This is a genomic window from Peptostreptococcaceae bacterium (genome assembly GCA_016649995.1).
Classification (GTDB): domain Bacteria; phylum Bacillota; class Clostridia; order Peptostreptococcales; family BM714; genus BM714.
This window is the reverse complement of sequence record JAENWJ010000001.1, coordinates 20,700-39,163: the sequence shown is the minus strand read 5'-3', so window position 1 is coordinate 39,163 and position 18,464 is coordinate 20,700. Positions and strand designations below refer to the sequence as shown.

16 protein-coding genes, 1 tRNA gene and 1 other RNA gene are annotated in these 18,464 nt (G+C 37.4%); 3 read left to right on the top strand and 15 right to left on the bottom strand.

Annotation, left to right across the window (positions count from 1 at the left end):
* Positions 1 to 4: 4 nt before the first annotated feature.
* The 5 genes from JJE29_00190 to JJE29_00170 form a co-directional block, all read right to left on the bottom strand.
* A complete protein-coding gene (locus JJE29_00190) occupies positions 5 to 628 on the bottom strand; it encodes a dephospho-CoA kinase (protein MBK5251055.1) in 624 nt (207 codons plus the stop codon).
* Positions 615 to 3,218, bottom strand: coding sequence for a DNA polymerase I (gene polA / locus JJE29_00185; GenBank protein MBK5251054.1), 2,604 nt, complete (start codon positions 3,216 to 3,218; stop codon positions 615 to 617). The genes JJE29_00190 and polA overlap by 14 nt, the downstream gene beginning before the upstream one ends.
* Positions 3,219 to 3,324: 106 nt before the next feature.
* Positions 3,325 to 4,545 carry a DUF4349 domain-containing protein gene (locus JJE29_00180; protein ID MBK5251053.1) on the bottom strand — a complete coding sequence of 407 codons (1,221 nt, stop codon included), beginning with the start codon at positions 4,543 to 4,545 and terminating at the stop codon, positions 3,325 to 3,327.
* Between the two features lie 22 nt (positions 4,546 to 4,567).
* Positions 4,568 to 5,161 carry an RNA polymerase sigma factor gene (locus JJE29_00175; GenBank protein ID MBK5251052.1) on the bottom strand — a complete coding sequence of 198 codons (594 nt, stop codon included), beginning with the start codon at positions 5,159 to 5,161 and terminating at the stop codon, positions 4,568 to 4,570.
* A 108-nt stretch (positions 5,162 to 5,269) separates the two neighbouring features.
* Positions 5,270 to 6,223, bottom strand: coding sequence for a metal-dependent hydrolase (locus tag JJE29_00170; protein ID MBK5251051.1), 954 nt, complete (start codon positions 6,221 to 6,223; stop codon positions 5,270 to 5,272).
* 192 nt (positions 6,224 to 6,415) lie between these two features.
* Here JJE29_00170 and JJE29_00165 point away from each other — a divergent pair.
* Positions 6,416 to 6,502: transfer RNA gene (locus tag JJE29_00165), tRNA-Leu, on the top strand.
* A gap of 106 nt (positions 6,503 to 6,608) precedes the next feature.
* Here JJE29_00165 and JJE29_00160 read toward each other — a convergent pair.
* The 4 genes from JJE29_00160 to JJE29_00145 all read right to left on the bottom strand — a co-directional run bounded on the left by JJE29_00160 (position 6,609) and on the right by JJE29_00145 (position 10,846).
* Complete coding sequence (locus JJE29_00160; GenBank protein ID MBK5251050.1) at positions 6,609 to 7,310, bottom strand: transglycosylase SLT domain-containing protein; 702 nt, start codon at positions 7,308 to 7,310, stop codon at positions 6,609 to 6,611.
* A 94-nt stretch (positions 7,311 to 7,404) separates the two neighbouring features.
* A complete protein-coding gene (locus JJE29_00155; GenBank protein ID MBK5251049.1) occupies positions 7,405 to 8,811 on the bottom strand; it encodes an aminopeptidase in 1,407 nt (468 codons plus the stop codon).
* 15 nt (positions 8,812 to 8,826) lie between these two features.
* Positions 8,827 to 9,024, bottom strand: a complete 198-nt coding sequence (locus JJE29_00150) for a DUF896 domain-containing protein (GenBank protein MBK5251048.1) — start codon at positions 9,022 to 9,024, stop codon at positions 8,827 to 8,829.
* Complete coding sequence (locus JJE29_00145) at positions 8,966 to 10,846, bottom strand: YgiQ family radical SAM protein (protein MBK5251047.1); 1,881 nt, start codon at positions 10,844 to 10,846, stop codon at positions 8,966 to 8,968. The genes JJE29_00150 and JJE29_00145 overlap by 59 nt, the downstream gene beginning before the upstream one ends.
* A gap of 571 nt (positions 10,847 to 11,417) precedes the next feature.
* Between JJE29_00145 and JJE29_00140 the strand changes: the two genes are divergently transcribed.
* On the top strand, positions 11,418 to 12,164 hold the full coding sequence (locus JJE29_00140; GenBank protein MBK5251046.1) for a peptidoglycan DD-metalloendopeptidase family protein: 747 nt from the start codon (positions 11,418 to 11,420) through the stop codon (positions 12,162 to 12,164).
* 48 nt (positions 12,165 to 12,212) lie between these two features.
* Here the strand turns inward: JJE29_00140 and JJE29_00135 are convergent, their stop codons facing one another.
* The 4 genes from JJE29_00135 to JJE29_00120 all read right to left on the bottom strand — a co-directional run bounded on the left by JJE29_00135 (position 12,213) and on the right by JJE29_00120 (position 15,859).
* Positions 12,213 to 12,968, bottom strand: a complete 756-nt coding sequence (locus JJE29_00135) for a response regulator transcription factor (GenBank protein ID MBK5251045.1) — start codon at positions 12,966 to 12,968, stop codon at positions 12,213 to 12,215.
* Positions 12,965 to 14,677 carry a sensor histidine kinase gene (locus JJE29_00130; GenBank protein ID MBK5251044.1) on the bottom strand — a complete coding sequence of 571 codons (1,713 nt, stop codon included), beginning with the start codon at positions 14,675 to 14,677 and terminating at the stop codon, positions 12,965 to 12,967. Before JJE29_00130 ends, JJE29_00135 begins: the two co-directional genes overlap by 4 nt.
* 73 nt (positions 14,678 to 14,750) lie before the next feature.
* Positions 14,751 to 14,923: non-coding RNA, 6S RNA (ssrS, locus tag JJE29_00125), on the bottom strand.
* Positions 14,924 to 14,953: 30 nt separating this feature from the next.
* On the bottom strand, positions 14,954 to 15,859 hold the full coding sequence (locus JJE29_00120; protein ID MBK5251043.1) for an RluA family pseudouridine synthase: 906 nt from the start codon (positions 15,857 to 15,859) through the stop codon (positions 14,954 to 14,956).
* A gap of 81 nt (positions 15,860 to 15,940) precedes the next feature.
* Between JJE29_00120 and JJE29_00115 the strand changes: the two genes are divergently transcribed.
* Entirely contained in the window at positions 15,941 to 16,744 is an 804-nt protein-coding gene (locus JJE29_00115) for an NAD(+)/NADH kinase (protein ID MBK5251042.1), read from the top strand.
* Positions 16,745 to 16,770: 26 nt separating this feature from the next.
* Here JJE29_00115 and JJE29_00110 read toward each other — a convergent pair whose 3' ends face one another.
* Both JJE29_00110 and ltaE read right to left on the bottom strand, forming a co-directional pair.
* Positions 16,771 to 17,325, bottom strand: a complete 555-nt coding sequence (locus tag JJE29_00110) for a hypothetical protein (GenBank protein ID MBK5251041.1) — start codon at positions 17,323 to 17,325, stop codon at positions 16,771 to 16,773.
* 84 nt (positions 17,326 to 17,409) lie between these two features.
* Entirely contained in the window at positions 17,410 to 18,429 is a 1,020-nt protein-coding gene (gene ltaE / locus JJE29_00105; GenBank protein ID MBK5251040.1) for a low-specificity L-threonine aldolase, read from the bottom strand.
* Positions 18,430 to 18,464: the final 35 nt, after the last annotated feature.

Here is an 18,464-nt window from a genome sequence, read left to right as displayed (position 1 = left end):
TTTTTCAGACTCTTTCATTCAAGCTCTGTAAAGCCGATTCTAATTTTTCCTTTAATTCCAATACGGAACCATCGTTTTTGAAAACAAGGTTCGCGCATTCCAACTTTTCATCAAGCGGCATCTGCCTCTTGATGATTTGCTCAATTTCCTTCCGACTTGAATTATCCCTTTTCATGACTCTTTCAATCTGCGACTCAATGCTGCAAAACACTATCCAAACCTCATCAACCATTTTATCAAGTTTATTCTCAATGAGCAACGGGGCATCCAAAAATATTACACTTTTGCCGTCTTTTTTTAGACTTGATATGTCTATATTTATTCGATTCCTTATTTTTTCGTGAAAAATCTTATTTAGTTCTTTCAAAAGGGATTCATCTTCAAAGACAATCTTTCTCAATTTTCTTCTGTCTATTTTGCCATCGGGATCCACTATGTTCTCTCCAAAGCAATCAACTACTTCGCAGCCGGTTTTCGGTTCATCCATAATCTCTCTGCTTATTTTATCGGCATCTATAACAGGAAATCCCTTTTCTAATAATAATTCAGTCACAGTTGTTTTTCCTGATCCTATTCCTCCGGTAAGTCCTATTATGATACTCTTTTTCTCATTCTTATTTTGTTTCATACCAGCTTTCACCGACTTTCATATCAACAGTCAAAGGCACTTCCATTTCAACCGCACACTCCATGTTTCTTCTCATAAGTTCTTTTATCTCTTCTATTTCAGAAGCCTCAGTCTCTATTATGAGTTCATCGTGTATCTGAAGCACCAACTTTGATTTCAATTCTCTATCCTTTAATTCCCTATAAATCTTTATCATTGCAATCTTTATTATGTCTGCCGCGCTTCCCTGAATAGGAGTATTCATAGCAGTTCTTTCACCAAAAGCCCTAAGATTGCGGTTATTTGACTTAAGCTCAGGAATAAAACGCTTTCTATTGAACATCGTTCTTACATATCCAAGTTTTTTCGCTTCATCGATTTGGTTGTCCATAAAGTTTTTAACGTCTGGATACTTCTTGAAATACTGATCTATATAAGAGGCAGCCTCTTTTATGCTTATACCGATGTTGTCGGAAAGGCCGAAATCACTTATTCCATAAATTATACCGAAATTTACACCTTTGGCTCTTCCCCTTTGCTCTGATGTCACTTCTTCAACAGGAACATCGAAAACCTGTGAAGCTGTGAGTGTATGAATATCAATTCCATTGTTAAAAGCCTCTATAAGCCCTTTATCCTTCGAAAGATGCGCCAGAACTCTGAGTTCTATTTGTGAATAGTCAGCGTCAACAAGCTTCCTTTCGCCTTCTGCGATAAAAATCTGTCTTAGCTTTCTACCCATTTCAAGCCTTACAGGAATATTCTGTAGATTTGGCTCTGAAGTACTCAGCCTGCCCGTAACCGTAGCTGCCTGATTAAAACTGGGGTACAATCGTTTTGTTTCTTCATTGATCAACTTGCCAAGTCCGTCAACATATGTTGATTTAAGCTTCATGTATTGCCTGTATTCCATTATTTCCTCAACTATAGGATGTTTGTTTTTTATCTTCTCAAGAACCTTTTGATTTGTCGAATACCCTGTTTTTGTCTTTTTCCGAGCAGGCAAACCCAACTTTTCAAACAGAATATAGCCGGTTTGCTTTGTAGAATTAATATTGAATTCTTCGCCAGCATGCTCATAAATCGATTGTTCTATACTAAGTAGTTTTTCTGTAAATTCAACATCAAGTTCATTGAGCCTAACAGTATCTATATAGAATCCGTTTCTCTCCATTTCTGCCAATACTTCAATAAGCGGCATCTCGACTTCTTTAAACACATGAAGCAATCCATTTTCCTCAAGCTCCATAAGCATGCTTTCACGAAGATTTTCAATCGCCCTAAGAGCCCTTCCCCCATATTCCAAATTGTTCGTTTCCTTAGAAGTTGATAGCCCCAATCCATTTCCAGTCCTACTCATAACAATGTTTTCAAGAGAATAATCCGCGCCTGACGGATGAAGCATATGCTCGGCAATTTTAATATCAAATCCTATGTTTTTCATTTCAATACCATCTTTTTTTGCCAATAAACATGATTCCTTAATGTTATATCCTGATTTTTCAATGTTTTCATCGGAAAGCAATTTTCTCACAGCATTTGATGTTGAAAGTATTCCATCTATCAAATAAGCTTTTTCGCCGCAAAACATTACATATGATGCATTAGCCTTATCTTCAACTTCATTGTTTTTAAACGCCATGCATCCTATATTCCCAATTTTTGCCGCTGTCTTGTGCAATGCAGATATTTCTTCCTCCGTTTTAACTTTTTCAGTTTCAATATCTTCAACTTCATCGGGATTTTTGCTCGATTTTGCAGTTTTGAGCAAAAGGCTTTTAAATTCATACTTTACAAAGTATTCTCTAAGTCTTTCGCAATCCGGTTCTAGAAGCGCAAGCTCTTCTATACTAAAATCGATAGGAACATTCAATGCTATTGTAGCCAATCGTTTGCTCAAAAAAGCCTCTTCGGATTCAGCTTCCAATTTATCCCTCAAGTTCTGTTTCTCTAATTCATCTATTCTTTCATAAAGTTCTTCCACTGTATTGAATCTTTGGAGCAGGCTTTCCGCAGTCTTCTTGCCGATGCCTTTTACCCCCGGAATATTGTCTGATTTATCTCCAACAAGACCCTTATAGTCTGCGATTTGTTTGGGAGCAACTCCAAATTCATCAAATACAGCCTCGCTATCATACATCTTAGTATTACTAATTCCTTTTTTAGTAAGCATAACGCTTATGTTTTCATCAACCAACTGCAATGCGTCCTTGTCTCCTGTAACAATCACGACCTTCAATCCCTGGCTTCCACATTCTTTCGCAAGGGTTCCTATTAGATCATCGCCTTCATAACCTTCAAACTCCATTCTATGTATGCGATAAGCATCAAGAATTTCTTTAATTGCCGGAATCTGTTCTCTCAATTCAACCGGCATCTTCTTTCTGTTTGCCTTATAACCCTCATAAGCTTCTTTACGAAATGTTGCAGCCTTCATATCGAAAGCCACGCTTATGTATTCCGGAGACTCTTCCTCAATTACTCTGTTAAGCATATTCAAAAATCCGTAAATTGCATTGGTATGAAGCCCCTCCGCTGTCATCAGCTCAGGCAAAGCGTAGAATGCTCTGTATATCAAACTGTGTCCATCTATTATTACTATTTTATTCATGGTCTCATCCTTTCTTGATACATCCATTCTACCAATAAAAGCGTTTCAGTAAAAGAAAAAGCTTTCCAGCATCAACAGCAGGAAAGCTTTAAACTTGTTTTTATCGTTAGATTTTTCTTTTTCGTTTCTTTTTAACAATAAATGCCACTATAATCGCCAACAATCCAAGGATAAATATGAACGGAATGATTGATATAATCCAAACAAATAGATTTTGCGACAATATTATAACTTGGTTCACCGATTTTACAAATTCGCGTTTCGCCTTTTCCCAGAAATCATTTTCGAATCCTTCTATTTCTGTCGAGTTAGGCGCAATTTCGGTCAAAGAAACATTTATTGTAGAATAGCTTACAAGATTGTCCCAGTTCTTAATCATTCCAGTCATGCGGTCAATTTCAGTACGAACTCTGTTTAGTTCCCGCTCAACCTGAAGAAGCTCTTCCACATTCTCGGCTTTTTCCATTATGTCTCTCAATCGTGCTTCCTGTACTTCGAGATTTGCTATTTGACTTGAAATATCGTTGTATTGGAAGGTTATATCGCTTCCACTAATGCTCGAATCATTTACTTCTCCAAGTTCTTTTATCTGGTTGTAAACTGTCAGGAAGGATTTTTCGGGAATCCTGATATTTAAACTTCCTCTAAGCAAAGTTGTTTCATTTCCCGGTCCGCCGTAATATTGTTTTCCTGTATTTGAGTCTTGTATGAAACCGCCGGATGTTTCTGTCAATGCTATTATCTCGTCATATATCTGTTCAAAACTGTCAACCTCGAGATTCACATATCCGTTTCTGATGATCTTTCGGCCATCAATGTTGAGCATATCGCCGGGAGACCCGGTTCCATCTTCTTCTCTCATAGTGACGGACATTTCCTTATCCTGGCTCATTCCAGAATCCGAATTCATGGCTCGCGGCGCTTCCGCAGATTCCACTGCAACAGCCATATCATTTTGAGCCGATTTCATTTGAAATCCCGAAGGCTTCCATACATTGTATGAAACAAACCCCACCAAGAAAATTGCCGCGAAAGCCGTCCATCGTTTCCAATTATAATTCTTTTTACCCTTGCCGGTTGATTTACCCTTTACTCTATTCAAGTCATGTAGTCCCAAAAGTTTCTGATGCATTTCTTCTTCATAACCATCAGGAAGTTCCAACTCTTCTGCATTGGATAGCCTTTCTCTGACATTTTTCAACTCTTCATATAAGACTTTGCACTCCGGACATGATTTAATATGTTCTTCCGCAGCGCCTATTTCTTCAACGCTTAATTCTCCGTCTATATATGCATTAATTTTGGTCTTGTCGAATTCACAGTTCATTTTTATCCCTCCTTTCCAATAATTAGACAGTTTTTATATCATTTTGTTCCGCATTGTCATTAATAATTTTTTTAAGCATAATCCTTGCTCGGCTGATTCTCGATTTAACCGTACCCTCAGGCAGTTCCATTATTTCACCCATTTCCGAGTAACTAAAACCCCTGATATCTCTTAGTATTATCGCCATTCTATATTTTTCAGGCATGCCGCAAATACATCTCTGCAATGCTTCCATATTTTCATTCTTTAATAGTATTTCTGCCGGACCGTCTGATGGATCTTCAATTTCTCTGGTGTAACTGCCTTCTTCCGTATTCAGTGAATTGTCTATGTAAAGCACATTGTTGCGGCTTCTTTTTCTTCTATAATCCAAACATGTATTTGTTACAATCCTATAAAACCATGTCTTGAAGCTTGATTTCATCTTGAATCCGTCTATCGATTTATAAATTTTAATAATAGATTCCTGAGAAGCATCTTTCGCATCTTCTGTATTTCCAAGCATCCTATACGCTATGTTGTATGCGCCCTTCTGGTATTCCTTAATCAGTTTTTCAAAGCTTTCCATATCGCCCTTTTGAGACTTTTCAACCAGTATTTTTTCTGTAAAATCCATTTTTTTCACTCCTTTCCCAGGATTTATAGATATTAGACTCTCTTTACTTTAAATAAGTTCCATAATTCTTTCGTATTTCCTGCAAAAAAAAACCGGGATTTCCCGGTTTTAAAAATGTTCTGCAACTGGTATTCTTTTATCATATTTATATGGCTGAATAAATGATTCTAATATGTTCTTGTTTTCATCGATTATTACAGTCGCATGATGCATGAAGTCGTCTCTCATGAAATATCTCAAATCAATGCCTTCAAGAATTATCCCGCCTTCAAAGCTTTTTTGGGCCACATGATAATTTGGAGAAAGACTTGTGAAATACTGCCCCGCATTCGATCCCTTGAAAAGCTTGACCAAATCCTTGTCTTGACATCTAAGCTTTTTCCTTATTTCTATACTCTTGTTCAATATGTTTATCTGGCCTGCTATGTTGTGGCTGTTTGTGCTAAGCACGAAGTTCCATTTGTGAAAAGCCATTAAAGCCGGCAAAACATCTATACTGATTATTTTATATCCATGAGCAAAGTTTTTAATTATAGCCTTCTCAGCTCTTTTTCTCATCAGCAATCTTGCAAAAAGGTAGACAATAAATATCGAAACCGAAGTTCCGTAAACCATTAAACTCTTCTGTGCTTTGAATATCAATACCAACGCTAGAAGCGTCACTACCGGATCATACAACATTAACAGATTCAACTTGAACTTCCTCTTTACGAACGGAATCAGCCTTGCGCCATACGAGTTCAATATATCAAACATTGTATGCGAAAGCGCCCCTATCATGGTCCAAAGAAAGATGTCCATTACCGCACTGCCTGGGAACATCATATGCAAAGCTCCTGTAATTATGCCGGATAAGCCTAGCAATGCAGGCATTGTGTGTGAAAATCCCCTATGGTGCTTAAGATAAACCTTATCATCCCAAATGAACTTCATTACCACATCTATATCAGGAGCCATTGCCCCTATGGAACATCCCAAAGTTATAGGATTCATAACACCAACCGGTGTTCCACTAAAAGTCGATATTGCCAAACCAATAACACCGTGAGTTAAAGGATCCAAATAAAACACTCCCTATTGAAACTATATTTAAAACATTAATTGAAACCATTATACACCTGGGGGGGAATAATTACAACAAATTCCGACATTGTCTTTTATGATTAAGTATAATCAAAACCTATAATTAGCAGTTTTTTTACATTTGTTGTTGAAATCATAATAGGTTTATGATATTATAAATTTTGTCACCGAGCCGAAGTGGTGGAACTGGCAGACGCGCTGGACTCAAAATCCTGTGAGGGTAACTTCGTGCGGGTTCGACTCCCGCCTTCGGCACCACTAGAAAGACTCAAGTTGAGAAATCGACTTGAGTCTTTTTTATGTGTGCCCATGCCGGGCACACATAAAAAACCCGCCTAAAGTTAAGGCGGATCAAAGGTGTTTCTTATGAGTTCAAGGGCTTATATTTCTTTTCAAGCGAAAGCACCTTTCTCGAATAGCTGGTGCTGTAGGTTCCATTTTTTTCATAGTACGCTTTCAGATTATAGGGTCCGCGATTGTATTCTGATAAGATTCTATTGTAATTATCACCATAAGCGTTATGAAGCATGTTTATATAGACTGCTGATAGCCCTATGTTGTAATCCTCCTCGAAAATGCGTTCAGGATCATATTCCACACCTATCGTATCCCCATATTCTTCAGCCAGCCATTTTTCCGTTCCAGGTATAATTTGCATATACCCTCTGTCTTCATGTGTGCCTACCTCATACTTGTTAAAATCGCTTTCCAGTTCCATAAGCGCAAGCAAGAGTGAGATTCTTATTTCAAGCTCATCTGAATATTTAACAAGCGACAATGCCGCTTCTTCAGGCAGTGAGGTCACTTCCATTATTCTTGTAGCATTTTCCATCAACAATAAATTCTCATATGTTTCGAAGTTTTGCGCAGTTTCAACTTTATTGAGCAATTCATTATCATACGCCTCATTGAATTCCCCGGATAATACCGTAAACGGAACATCTTTATCATTTACTTCGTATTCATTCTCAGTTTCGGCATATGCAACCAATGCAAATCCAATTACCAGAATTGGTATAAGCAACAAATAGAACTTATTCATTGCTTTCTTATTTAAAACTTTCATGATTAATCCCCTTTTCAAAAAAATAGAAGGCATATGCAAATGCATACGCCTTTTTTGTCACAACTATTGAATTATAACAAAACAAGAGAAAAAATCAAGACATTTCTTTAAAAAAGATATCATAAGCCCTGTAAGCCATATATAAATCCACCTTGCTTATCAACTCAAAGGGAGCATGCATGCTGATTACCGGCAGTCCGATGTCAACCACTTCGGCCCCTTTATTTGCAAGAATATAAGCGATGGTTCCACCTCCGCCTTGGTCTACTTTCCCAACTTCGGCAGTTTGCCAAACAATATTTTCTTTGTCAAAGAGCATTCTTATTTTCGACATATATTCTGCATTTGAATCGTTTGCGTTTGATTTTCCTCTGGATCCGCCGTATTTTGAAACAGAAACCCCTCTACCAATGTATGCCGAATTAATTTTATCGGAAACATCGGAGTAATCAGGGTCAAAACCATTCACGACATCTGCAGAAAGAACATAGCTCTTTGACAGCAATCTTCTAAGCATCAGTTCATTGTATTGGCCTTTAGTCCTATATATTATTTCAGCCATGAAGTTTTCAAAGAAACTTGAGAGCATTCCTGTGTTTCCAACACTTCCTATTTCCTCTTTATCACTGAAAATAGCTACCGCACTTCTTTCATAAGTTTCGGATGAAAAAATGGCTTTCATTGCGGCAAAGGAGCATGAGCGGTCGTCTTGCCCATATCCAAGCACCATTGAGCGGTCAAATCCGGAATCTCTTGCTTTGCCCGCAGGCACAACTTCCAATTCCGCTACTTTAAAGTCCTCTTCAGATATGCCGTACATTTCCTCAATCATTTTAAGGATATATGCCTTGACCGGTTTCTTTTCTTCCTCGTCCTCGCAAGGCATGTTCCCAATGATAACATTCAAACTCTCTCCGGTTACCGCTTCGCTCATTTTTTTTGCATTCTGATCCTTTGCAAGATGCGGCAGCAAATCGCTTATCGTAAATACGGGATCTTCAGGCTTTTCTCCTATGCTTATTGAAATTTTGTTGCCATCGGAGTTATATGCAACCCCGTGAAGGGCCAGTGGCAGTGATGTCCATTGATACTTTTTTATGCCTCCGTAGTAATGAGTCTTTAGCAAAGCCATGTCCCCATCTTCGTAGATAGGATTTTGCTTCAGGTCAAGCCTTGGTGAATCTATATGACCGCCTATAATGTTTACGCCATCGGTTAAATCACATTTACCCAGGTTAATCATTACCATGGATTTACCGCGGTGTTTAGCATAATATTTTCCATTAGGATTGAAGTCTTTCTCGTCCACATCGTACAAATCTATGAAGCCTTCTCTTTTTGCTTCCGATTCAATATAGTCAGCCGTTTCCCTCTCCGTCTTGCCTATTGAAATAAATCTTTTGTATTCATCTATCAGCTTTTCCATTTCATTTTTATCTTCAATTTCTAAACTGCTCCACGCACTTTTGCTCTTTCTATGATCGATTTTTTTCATCTGCATTGCCCCCTGTCTTTTTTAGTTTTGGCCATTCTTATCTTCCTTTTCATCAACTATTTTTATGGAATCAAGCTGTTTCCTAAATTGTTTTCTGAAAGATTTCAAGTATTCTTCCCTAAGCACCCTCTGTTCCTCTTTTTCTTCCTTTGTTAAGCCCTCATCTTTTTGTTTTCTTGCGAGCTGGTTTATTCGATCCAGTCTTTTCTTTTCTATCATTTTTACCTCCAAATGTCTTTTCTGTTTTTAATGGCCTAATCAATGTCTTTTCTTCATAGCCTACAAGATCCAGTCTATTTGCCTTTTTTAAAGCCTCATACACCAGTGACTTGTATTTTGGATTCCAATACTGCAAGAGTGCTCTTTGCAGTTCCTTTTCCCGTCCCTTTGGCACATATACAGGTTTCATTGTTCTAGGGTCTAATCCCGTATAATACATGACCGTTGACAATGTTCCCGGCGTGGGATAAAAATCCTGAACCTGTTCCGGGTGTCTACCAATATCACGCAAATATTCCGCTAGCATAACTGCATCCTCAAGTCTGCTTCCCGGGTGGCTTGATATGAAATACGGAACCAGATATTGTTCCGTATCTATTAAACTGTTGTATTTAAAATATGCATCTCTAAATTGTTTATAATTATCAAAAGAAGGTTTATTCAAGCATTTCAAGACATTTCTCGAAACATGTTCCGGTGCAACCTTCAATTGTCCGCTTATATGATTCTTGCACAACTCTTCAAAAAACACATTCTTCGGATCCAACATTAGATAGTCATATCTGACTCCTGATTTAATGAAAACTTTTTTTACACCCTTCAATTCTCGGAGTTCCCTCAAAAGCTCCACATAATCGCTATGGTCAGGAGAAAGGTTGGGACACGGCGAAGGGGCAAGGCAACTTCTGTCATCGCAATAGCCATGTTCTTTCGCTTTTTTACAAGCCTCTTTTCTAAAATTGGCGGTCGGTCCTCCTACATCTTGAATATATCCCTTAAAGTCTTTCTGCCCGATCATCCACTTTGCTTCTTTAATAACCGATGCAGCGCTTCTTGGTTGTATATGCTTCCCTTGATGTCTGCTTATTGCGCAAAACGAACAGTCTCCAAAACAGCCTCTTTGCGCTGTTATGCTAAAACGCATTTCGTTTAATGCCGGAATCCCTCCGGCACTGTCATAATCCGGGTGTGATTCCCGTACATACGGCAGGTCGTATATGTCATCTAGATATACTTGTTCCAATGGGTATTGTGGGGGATTCTGAACCAAATACCGGTCCCCATGCTTCTGCATAATCGTCATATCGTTAAAAGGATTATCGCCTTTTGCTTGCATTGAAAAAGCTCGCGAAAGAGCGGTTTTATCTGACACCTCTTCATCATATGAAGGTATTTCGATTGCCTTTATTTCATCGAAATCTATATTTTGTATATACACCGTTCCTCTAATATGTTTAATATCTTTTATTGACACACCCGCTGACAAGTATTCCGCAATTTCAGTAAGCGGTTTTTCTCCCATTCCATAAACAAGCAAATCAGCTTTTGAATCAAGCAGAATTGATCGTCTTATTTTGTCGTCCCAATAGTCGTAATGAGCCATTCGTCTCAAACTTGCTTCTATTCCTCCTATAACAACAGGAACATCCTTGTAATGTGATTTTATAAGGTTTGTATACACTATTACCGCGCGATCGGGTCGTTTTCCGAATTCTCCACCTGGTGTGTACGCATCGCTTCTTCTTTTTCTTTTGTTAACAGTATAATGGTTAACCATTGAATCCATATTTCCTGAAGTCACCAAGAAAGCGTATTTGGGTCTTCCTAATAGGCTTATGCTCTCCGCATTTTTCCAATCCGGCTGAGCTATTATTCCTACTCTGTATCCCAATCTTTCAAGACTTCTTGAAAGTATAGCTGTGCCAAAGCTCGGATGATCAACATATGCATCGCCAGTGACCATAATGAAATCGCATTGATTCCACCCTCTTTTATTCATATCATCCTTGTTTATAGGAAGAAAATAATCTCGTTTATTCATTAGAACCTCCGTTAAAATCAATTGTTATAAAGTTGTTACATTTTCCTCGTTTTCCTGCTATAATTACATCATATAATATTTTTAGGAGAAGATTATGCAAAACATTAAGAACTTTATACACAAAATTAATTCTATTTTTAATCCCTTATCTCATTTTCTATCCAAATTTATGGTCTTTTTATCATATACTATCAAAATATCATGGAAAGTATCACTTCTTATTCTTTCTTCTCTTCGCGACACATTTTGCTATTTAAATGAAATCAATATGATTATTGACCAAATGCTTGTATCCTTATTAACTTCCACATGTTTTGTTTTTTACAAATTCATTGAATTCATATGCAATATTGCCTCCAAATCAGCTATTTGGCTTATTTGTCTTATATTAAAATGGAAAAAAGAAAAATTCACTTTCGTTATCATATCACCTGAAACCTCAAAACAAAAGAATCTTTGCTTTAGCAAACTTTTAGTTTATTCCGGAGCCATTGCAATTTCCTTTACAACTCTATTCTTAGTAATTTCTTCATTAGTTCTTTTCAATATCAATGAAAATCTCACTAATGAAGTGTTTGCCAGCCGTGAAAAAACCGGTAATATTATTGCTTTAAACGAGTCATATGAAGAACAGATAGACAAACTTACAAACAATGCGGTAATTGTTTCAGAAAAGCTCAATGAACTTAATGATCTTGAATACAAAATAAGGGATATGGTCGGCCTAAACATATCAGAAACGGCTTCAGTTGCTGATGGATTGTCAGCGCCACTATCACGCTCAGCTGACAGAACAGTAAACATCCCCGACAACAGCAGCATTTATGTCCCTGAAGACAGCAATGAAGTTATAACTCTAATAGAAAACGAAAAAGAAATCATAGACAAATTCTCAAAGGATTTGGAAGAACGTCTCGACTTTCTCGATGCAAGACCCGATCAATTTCCTGCAACCGGCCGCATAACATCACCATTCGGTTTTAGGATTCATCCAACTACCGGTAAAAAGGATTATCACAAGGGCATCGATATAGCCAATGAGCAAGGTACCCCAATATTTGCCGCAGGCAGCGGAGTGGTAACCTATGTGGGCTACAACGGCGGTTACGGAAGGATGATAATAATTTCTCACGGCTACGGCTATAAAAGCGTTTATGCCCATTTGAAATCTGCATCCGTAAACTTAGGCGATGCAGTTGAAAAGGGAAACAAAATTGCTCTTATGGGAAGTACAGGCTTAAGTACCGGTTCTCATCTTCACTTCGAAATACACTACAACGGAAAGCAAATAAATCCACTTAACATCCTTGAAGACTAATTTTAAAGCCGCCATGCAGGCGGCTTTATTTTTTTTTTTTTAAGTTCTTTATATTCCCATTATTTCTTTGAAGCTGCATACCTTGTTCCTGCTGACAGGAATTTTTTCATCGCTTCCTGTTAAAACAACTTGCAATGTACCGTTAAACCAATTATATACCTCTTTAACATGGTCCAAATTCAAAAGGTAGCTTCTATGTGTCCTAAAGAGGTTGTAATCTCTAAACTTATTCTCGAGCTCGGAAAGCGTCATGCTTGTGATATATTCACCTTTTCCCGTGTTTATAATCGTATTCTTTCCATCCGTAGTAACATAATAAATTTCTTCAGGCTCCAAAGGAATGTATTTTCCATCGGCATACACGCTAATTCTTTCTATTTTCCTATTGTAGTTCTCTAAGAACATTTTCAAACGCTGGTCCGTTCCCGATTGTTCTTTGTTTTCAATATTTTCTCTTATCTTATTTAAGGCTTTTGAAAGCCTTTTGCTGTCAATAGGTTTTAGTATATAGTCTATTGCATTTACCTCAAACGCTTTTATTGCATAATCGTTATATGCAGTCACAAAAACTATCGCCGGACAATCCTTATCATTATTGAGCATTTCAGCAAGCTCTATACCATCTCCACTCCCTAGATTTATATCTAAAAATACGGCATCAGGTTTCGTATCACATATTACCTTTGCTGCAGTCTCATAATCATATGCTTCCGCAACGATTTTTACTCCACCAATTTCATTTAAAACATATTTGATTTCATTTATTGCGGGCATTTCGTCATCTACAACAACGCATCTTATCATGCAATTCTCCCCCTACTCAATTCTTTTTCTATCGGTATCTTAATGCTTATCATGGTTCCTTTTTCCCTATTGGATACAATATCAAGCCCGTAGTTTGAGCCGTACTTGCACTTCAAACGCTTATCAACATTAACCAGTCCTATTGACTGTCCATTCTCACCTTTTTTTATATACTCAATTATTTTTTTGTCTATTCCTATTCCATTATCCTCTACAACCAAATTATAGTAGTCTTTTATGGCTTCAATCGATATTCTTATCTTAATTCCATCATTCATTCCTTTCATCCCATGTTTTATGGAATTCTCTACTATGGGCTGAAGTATAAGTGGCGGCACCTTGAAATCCAATTTATCGTCAATATCAAAAAGCACATCTATTTTATTTCCAAAACGCGCCCTTTCAATTGCCAGGTATGATTTTATATGCGCAATTTCTTTAGCAAGTGGTATTTCGTCTTGAGAAATTTGCATGTTTTGCCTTATATAATCGCACAAATTGAATATAAGATTCCTTGCGCTATCCGGATTAGTCCTTATAAAAGAAGCAATTGTATTTAAAGCATTAAACAGAAAGTGCGGATTTATCTGAGCCTGCAAAGCCTTTAGTTCCGCTTTAGCCACAAGCTTCCTTTGATACTCAACCATTCCCAACTCTATTTGCATCGAAAACAATTTTGCAAGCCCAAGAACAAGCTGCACATCGTGATCGGTAATGCCCCGTTTACCATTTCTAAAAACCTTCAATGTTCCGACAACTTTATCTCTTTCTTTCAACGGTACGATAACGCCTGAGCTCAGATCGGTTTTTGCTTTATTCTCAATTTCCTTAACTTCTTTAGTTACTTTATATTCGCCGGTTTCTATTACATTCCTTGTTATGCTTGATATATCCATTTCCCCTGGAACAATATTTTCGCTTCCGGTACCCACATATGCCAGTATTTTATTCTCATCCGTTATCGAAACTGCAGCTAAACTTGTCATCTCATATATTATTCTGGCTGCTTCCTTTGAGGTCTCCTTATTGAATCCCATCCTCAAATAGGGCAGTGTTTTAGTTGCAATATTTAGTGTCAGCTGTGCTTGTTCCGCTTTTATTCTTTCTTTTTCACTAAATATGCTCTGAGTTATGGCAATAAATATAGAAATTCCTATTGAGTTTACAAATACCATTGGCAGCCAAATTATCTTTACCAATTCGATTGCATCGGTAAACGGCCTTGCAATTATCAAAATGATTGCCATCTGCATTAGTTCTGCCAAGGCACCCATTACAAGAGCTCCAAGCCAGTCCATTCTTATATTCTTGAACATTCGACTGCAATATCCAGCCAGCAAACCCTCCGCAATTGTAGAAACGGCACAAGCTACTGCTGTAAATCCTCCTATATCAATAATCCATCTATGAGATCCGGCAATAAGAGCACTTAAAAAACCAACTAAAGGCCCTCCAAGCCACCCGGCAACAAACACTCCTATAATCCTTGAATTCGCAATTGCTCCATTCACCGGAACACCGGCATATGTACCGATAATTCCAAACAATCCAAATAGAACCGACATTATTATCTTGTCGACAAAGGTTATATTCTTTTTAGTCACTAGACGCTTGAATATGGCTATTTTAGACAACAAAAACGCAAGTGTGATTATTATTCCCACTTTACCGGTCATGCTTTTTAAAAGAATAAGAATCGTTTCACTCATAGCATACATACCTCGCTGCATATAATGAATACATTTAATATAAATATAGCTCCTGAATAATCAGAAGCTATATTTTATACCCAAGATGCCGTCTTCTTTAAATTCATACCCAGTTACAACCAGGTGGGTGCTCTGCTCTCTGCTTTTGACGTCCATAAACAGGCATGCCATCTACAGCGAAACTCAAGCTCCCGTATTAAATCCAGTGGTTGAATTTATCAGAAATAACTAACATCTCAGGCATTTCCTTTTCTATAGTTATTATATCTCATACTTTCAATTATTCAAATTTTTTTGTTTTATAATTTTTTGCATATCTTCGGGCAAATCCGACTTTATACTTACAATTTCATTGGTTATGGGATGCTTGAAAATATATGATCCTGCGTGCAGAGCCTGCCTTCCGATTGACTCATCAAATACTCCGTACAAATCATCTCCCAGTACAGGATGTCCTATGTATGCCATATGAACCCTAATCTGATGTGTCCTGCCCGTTATTAGCCTTATGTTCAAGAGACTCGCATTTTCCGATTCCGCTACGACTTCATATACTGTAGTTGAAGGCTTGCCCTGATCCATAACCTCTCTTCTTATATTCTTTATATCAGGCTTTCCTATCGGATACTCCAAGCATTTCGATTTTTCATCCAAAATCCCTAAAACAATAGCCTGATAATTTTTTTTAACTTCTCCTTTGCTCATTTGAACAGCAATTTGGTCATGTATGTATGAATTCTTTGCTATCAAAATCACTCCAGAGGTATCCCTATCCAATCGGTTTACATGCCTTACAATATAATCTTCACCTTTCTCTTTCATATATGCGGATATCCCATTTGACAATGTATCTGTTTGCTCCTCTTTTATTGGATGAACCAATAATCCGGCAGGCTTTTCAACTGCCATAAGCCATTTATCTTCGTATATAACTTTAATTTTTATATCTTCGTTTGGAATATCCTCACATGCTTCAATAGGAAAGAATATATCAATAACGTCTCCCAACTCAACTCTGTTATATACTGATTTATTTTCTCCATTAATCTCGATTGTTTTGCTTTTTTTCAGCTTTCTTACAAATCTGCCAGACATTCCGAATTCCTTATACAATATCTCAATTATTTTTTCATTTTTATATTTATCATTAACCTTTACTTTTAAATCGGCGTCTCTTTTCATTCATATTACCGCCTTTCAAAATCATCTCTTTTGTTATATAGTAATGTTAGTTAAAAATCAAATGGTAGAGGGGCTCATCCTATGAAGAAAAAAATCATAAGCATCATAGCCAACACAAATGAACAGTCCTTAGATGCCAAAAAAAATCTTGTTCAAGCACTTCTCCGCCACAATTTTAAAGTAAAAACAGATTTCGATCCTGAAGCCGTGCTTTTGATTACAATAGGCGGAGATGGTTCTTTTCTGAGAACTATGCATAAATATGATTTCCCACAGATGCCGGTTATAGGCATAAATACTGGTCATTTGGGGTTTTTTCAAGAATTGCTTCCTAAAAACATCGAAGAATTCGTAGGCAAATATGAAAAAAACGAATTTATTGTCAACGAAATAAAACATATCGAAGCAGAAATCTGTACAAATTCCGATTGTATGCATGTCATAGGGATTAATGAAATAGTCATAAAGGGCGACAAATCGGCGACAATCCACTTACGCATAACTTTAGACAATGATGTACTAGAAAACTTCAGCGGAGACGGTATCTTAGTTTCCACAACCGCCGGAAGTACAGCCTACAACTACTCACTTGGCGGAAGCATCGTTCACCCAAATATAAACATACTTCAAATAACCCCTATTTCTCCCATTAATACAACCGCATACCGTTCCTTCACATCCAGCGTTATTCTGCCCGAATCTACAATAATCGGTCTTGAACCCGAATATACATATGAAAATTCAATTTTAATAGTTACCGACGGTATGGAATATAATTATAAGGGAATTGAAAGCATAATTATCCGTTATTCAGAAATCGGCACCAAGCTGCTCCGCATGAACAACTATAATTTTTGGTATAAAGCAAAGGATAAATTCCTATAAAAAACTCATCTATATAGATGAGTTTTTTATGTCTCATATTCGAGAGCAAGATAAGTCCCAGTAGCTTTTTCCTTTACGAGAATGAATTGTTCAAAGGTCTTTTCACAAAATCTTATTATGGTTTTTTCTTCAACGTTCTCCTTGTTAAAATCAATTACATTCACATTCGTTTCACGCCAGCCCATTTGCAATAATTTAGAAAGAGATTTTGCAGTCATCATATCAACCGGCAGGGAACCGAATACATTTCCCTTTACATCCTCATGTTCTTTCCAAAAATTATTATGGGTTATTAATGCATCCGCTTCCTTGAGTTGCATTGTTCTTTCCAAAGAAAATTTCTCAAGATAATCTCCTTTGAAATAGTCTTTCCTCAATACAGGCTTGTAGATAAACGGAAGCTTGTTTATCCTCTTATAAGAAATTGTGGCTTCCGGTATTTCTGAAGTCCCGTCTTCAATCTCATCGCAAATAAACCTGATTCGATTTAGCACTTTTCTTATTTGCTCCAAATCCTTTATATAGCCAGCCCTCTCGAGCTCTAAAATTTCTTTTTTCAATTCATATATGGCAGGTTGCATGGCCACCTCCTGTGTCAATTTCAAAACTCTCTCAACATAATATCATATTAATCCATAAATTGACACCTGGTTAACCTCAATAATTTACTTTGTCAATTCTTCAATAACCTTCATGAAAACATCCAAATCTTCCCTGCTAACATCCTTGTTTGTTACAAATCTATATTCTCCTTTTTCCTCGCCATTTATTATGATTCCATTCTTTTTCATTTCCTTTACAAGCTTTTCCTCTTTTATCAAAGCATTTGGTATTTTGCAGTAAACCATATTAATATCATTTCTATCATGCTTCACTTCAATGCCCAAAATAGCATCTAGTTTTGATGCCAGAACCTTCGCATTATCATGGTCCTCCTGCAATCGATCAACCATTTCAATCAATGCCAATATTCCTGGAGCCGCAATCACACCTACCTGACGCATACCTCCACCCATCAGTTTTCTATATTTTCTCGCCCTTTTAACAAATTCCTTGTCGCCGGCCAGCATGGAACCTATTGGAGCCCCCAGGCCTTTCGATAGGCAAAACATCACGCTGTCTGCATATTTTGTAATATCCTTTACATTTACTCCAAGAGAAACGGCTGCATTCATAACGCGTGCCCCATCCATATGTATTGGAATTTTATTTTGTTTCGCCAATTTACGTATGCCTTCATACTTTTCGGGGGAAATAGCCATACCGTTAGAATGAGCGTTCTCTATGCATATCAATCCCGTATCCGGATAATGAATATTTTCTTTTCTTATTGCTTCTTTCACATCCTCGGTCGACATGTAACCCTTTTCATCATCAACTAGCCTAAGCTGAACCCCTGCTATAACAGCTGCTGCCCCAACCTCATGCTGAAATATATGACTCCCTTTGCCTAAGATTACTTCATCGCCTCTTTTTGTATGAGTCAGTACCGCCAATTGATTTCCGAATGTTCCACTTGGTACAAAAATAGAATCTTCTTTCCCGATAATTTTCGCAGCTAGACGCTCTAATTCATTTACCGTAGGATCATCTCCATAAACATCGTCCCCAACAATTGCTTTTTCCATTGCCATTCTCATTCTTTCTGTCGGTTTCGTAACAGTATCACTTCTTAAATCTATCATTTACGCCTCCTCTAAATATTTATTCATAACTAAAT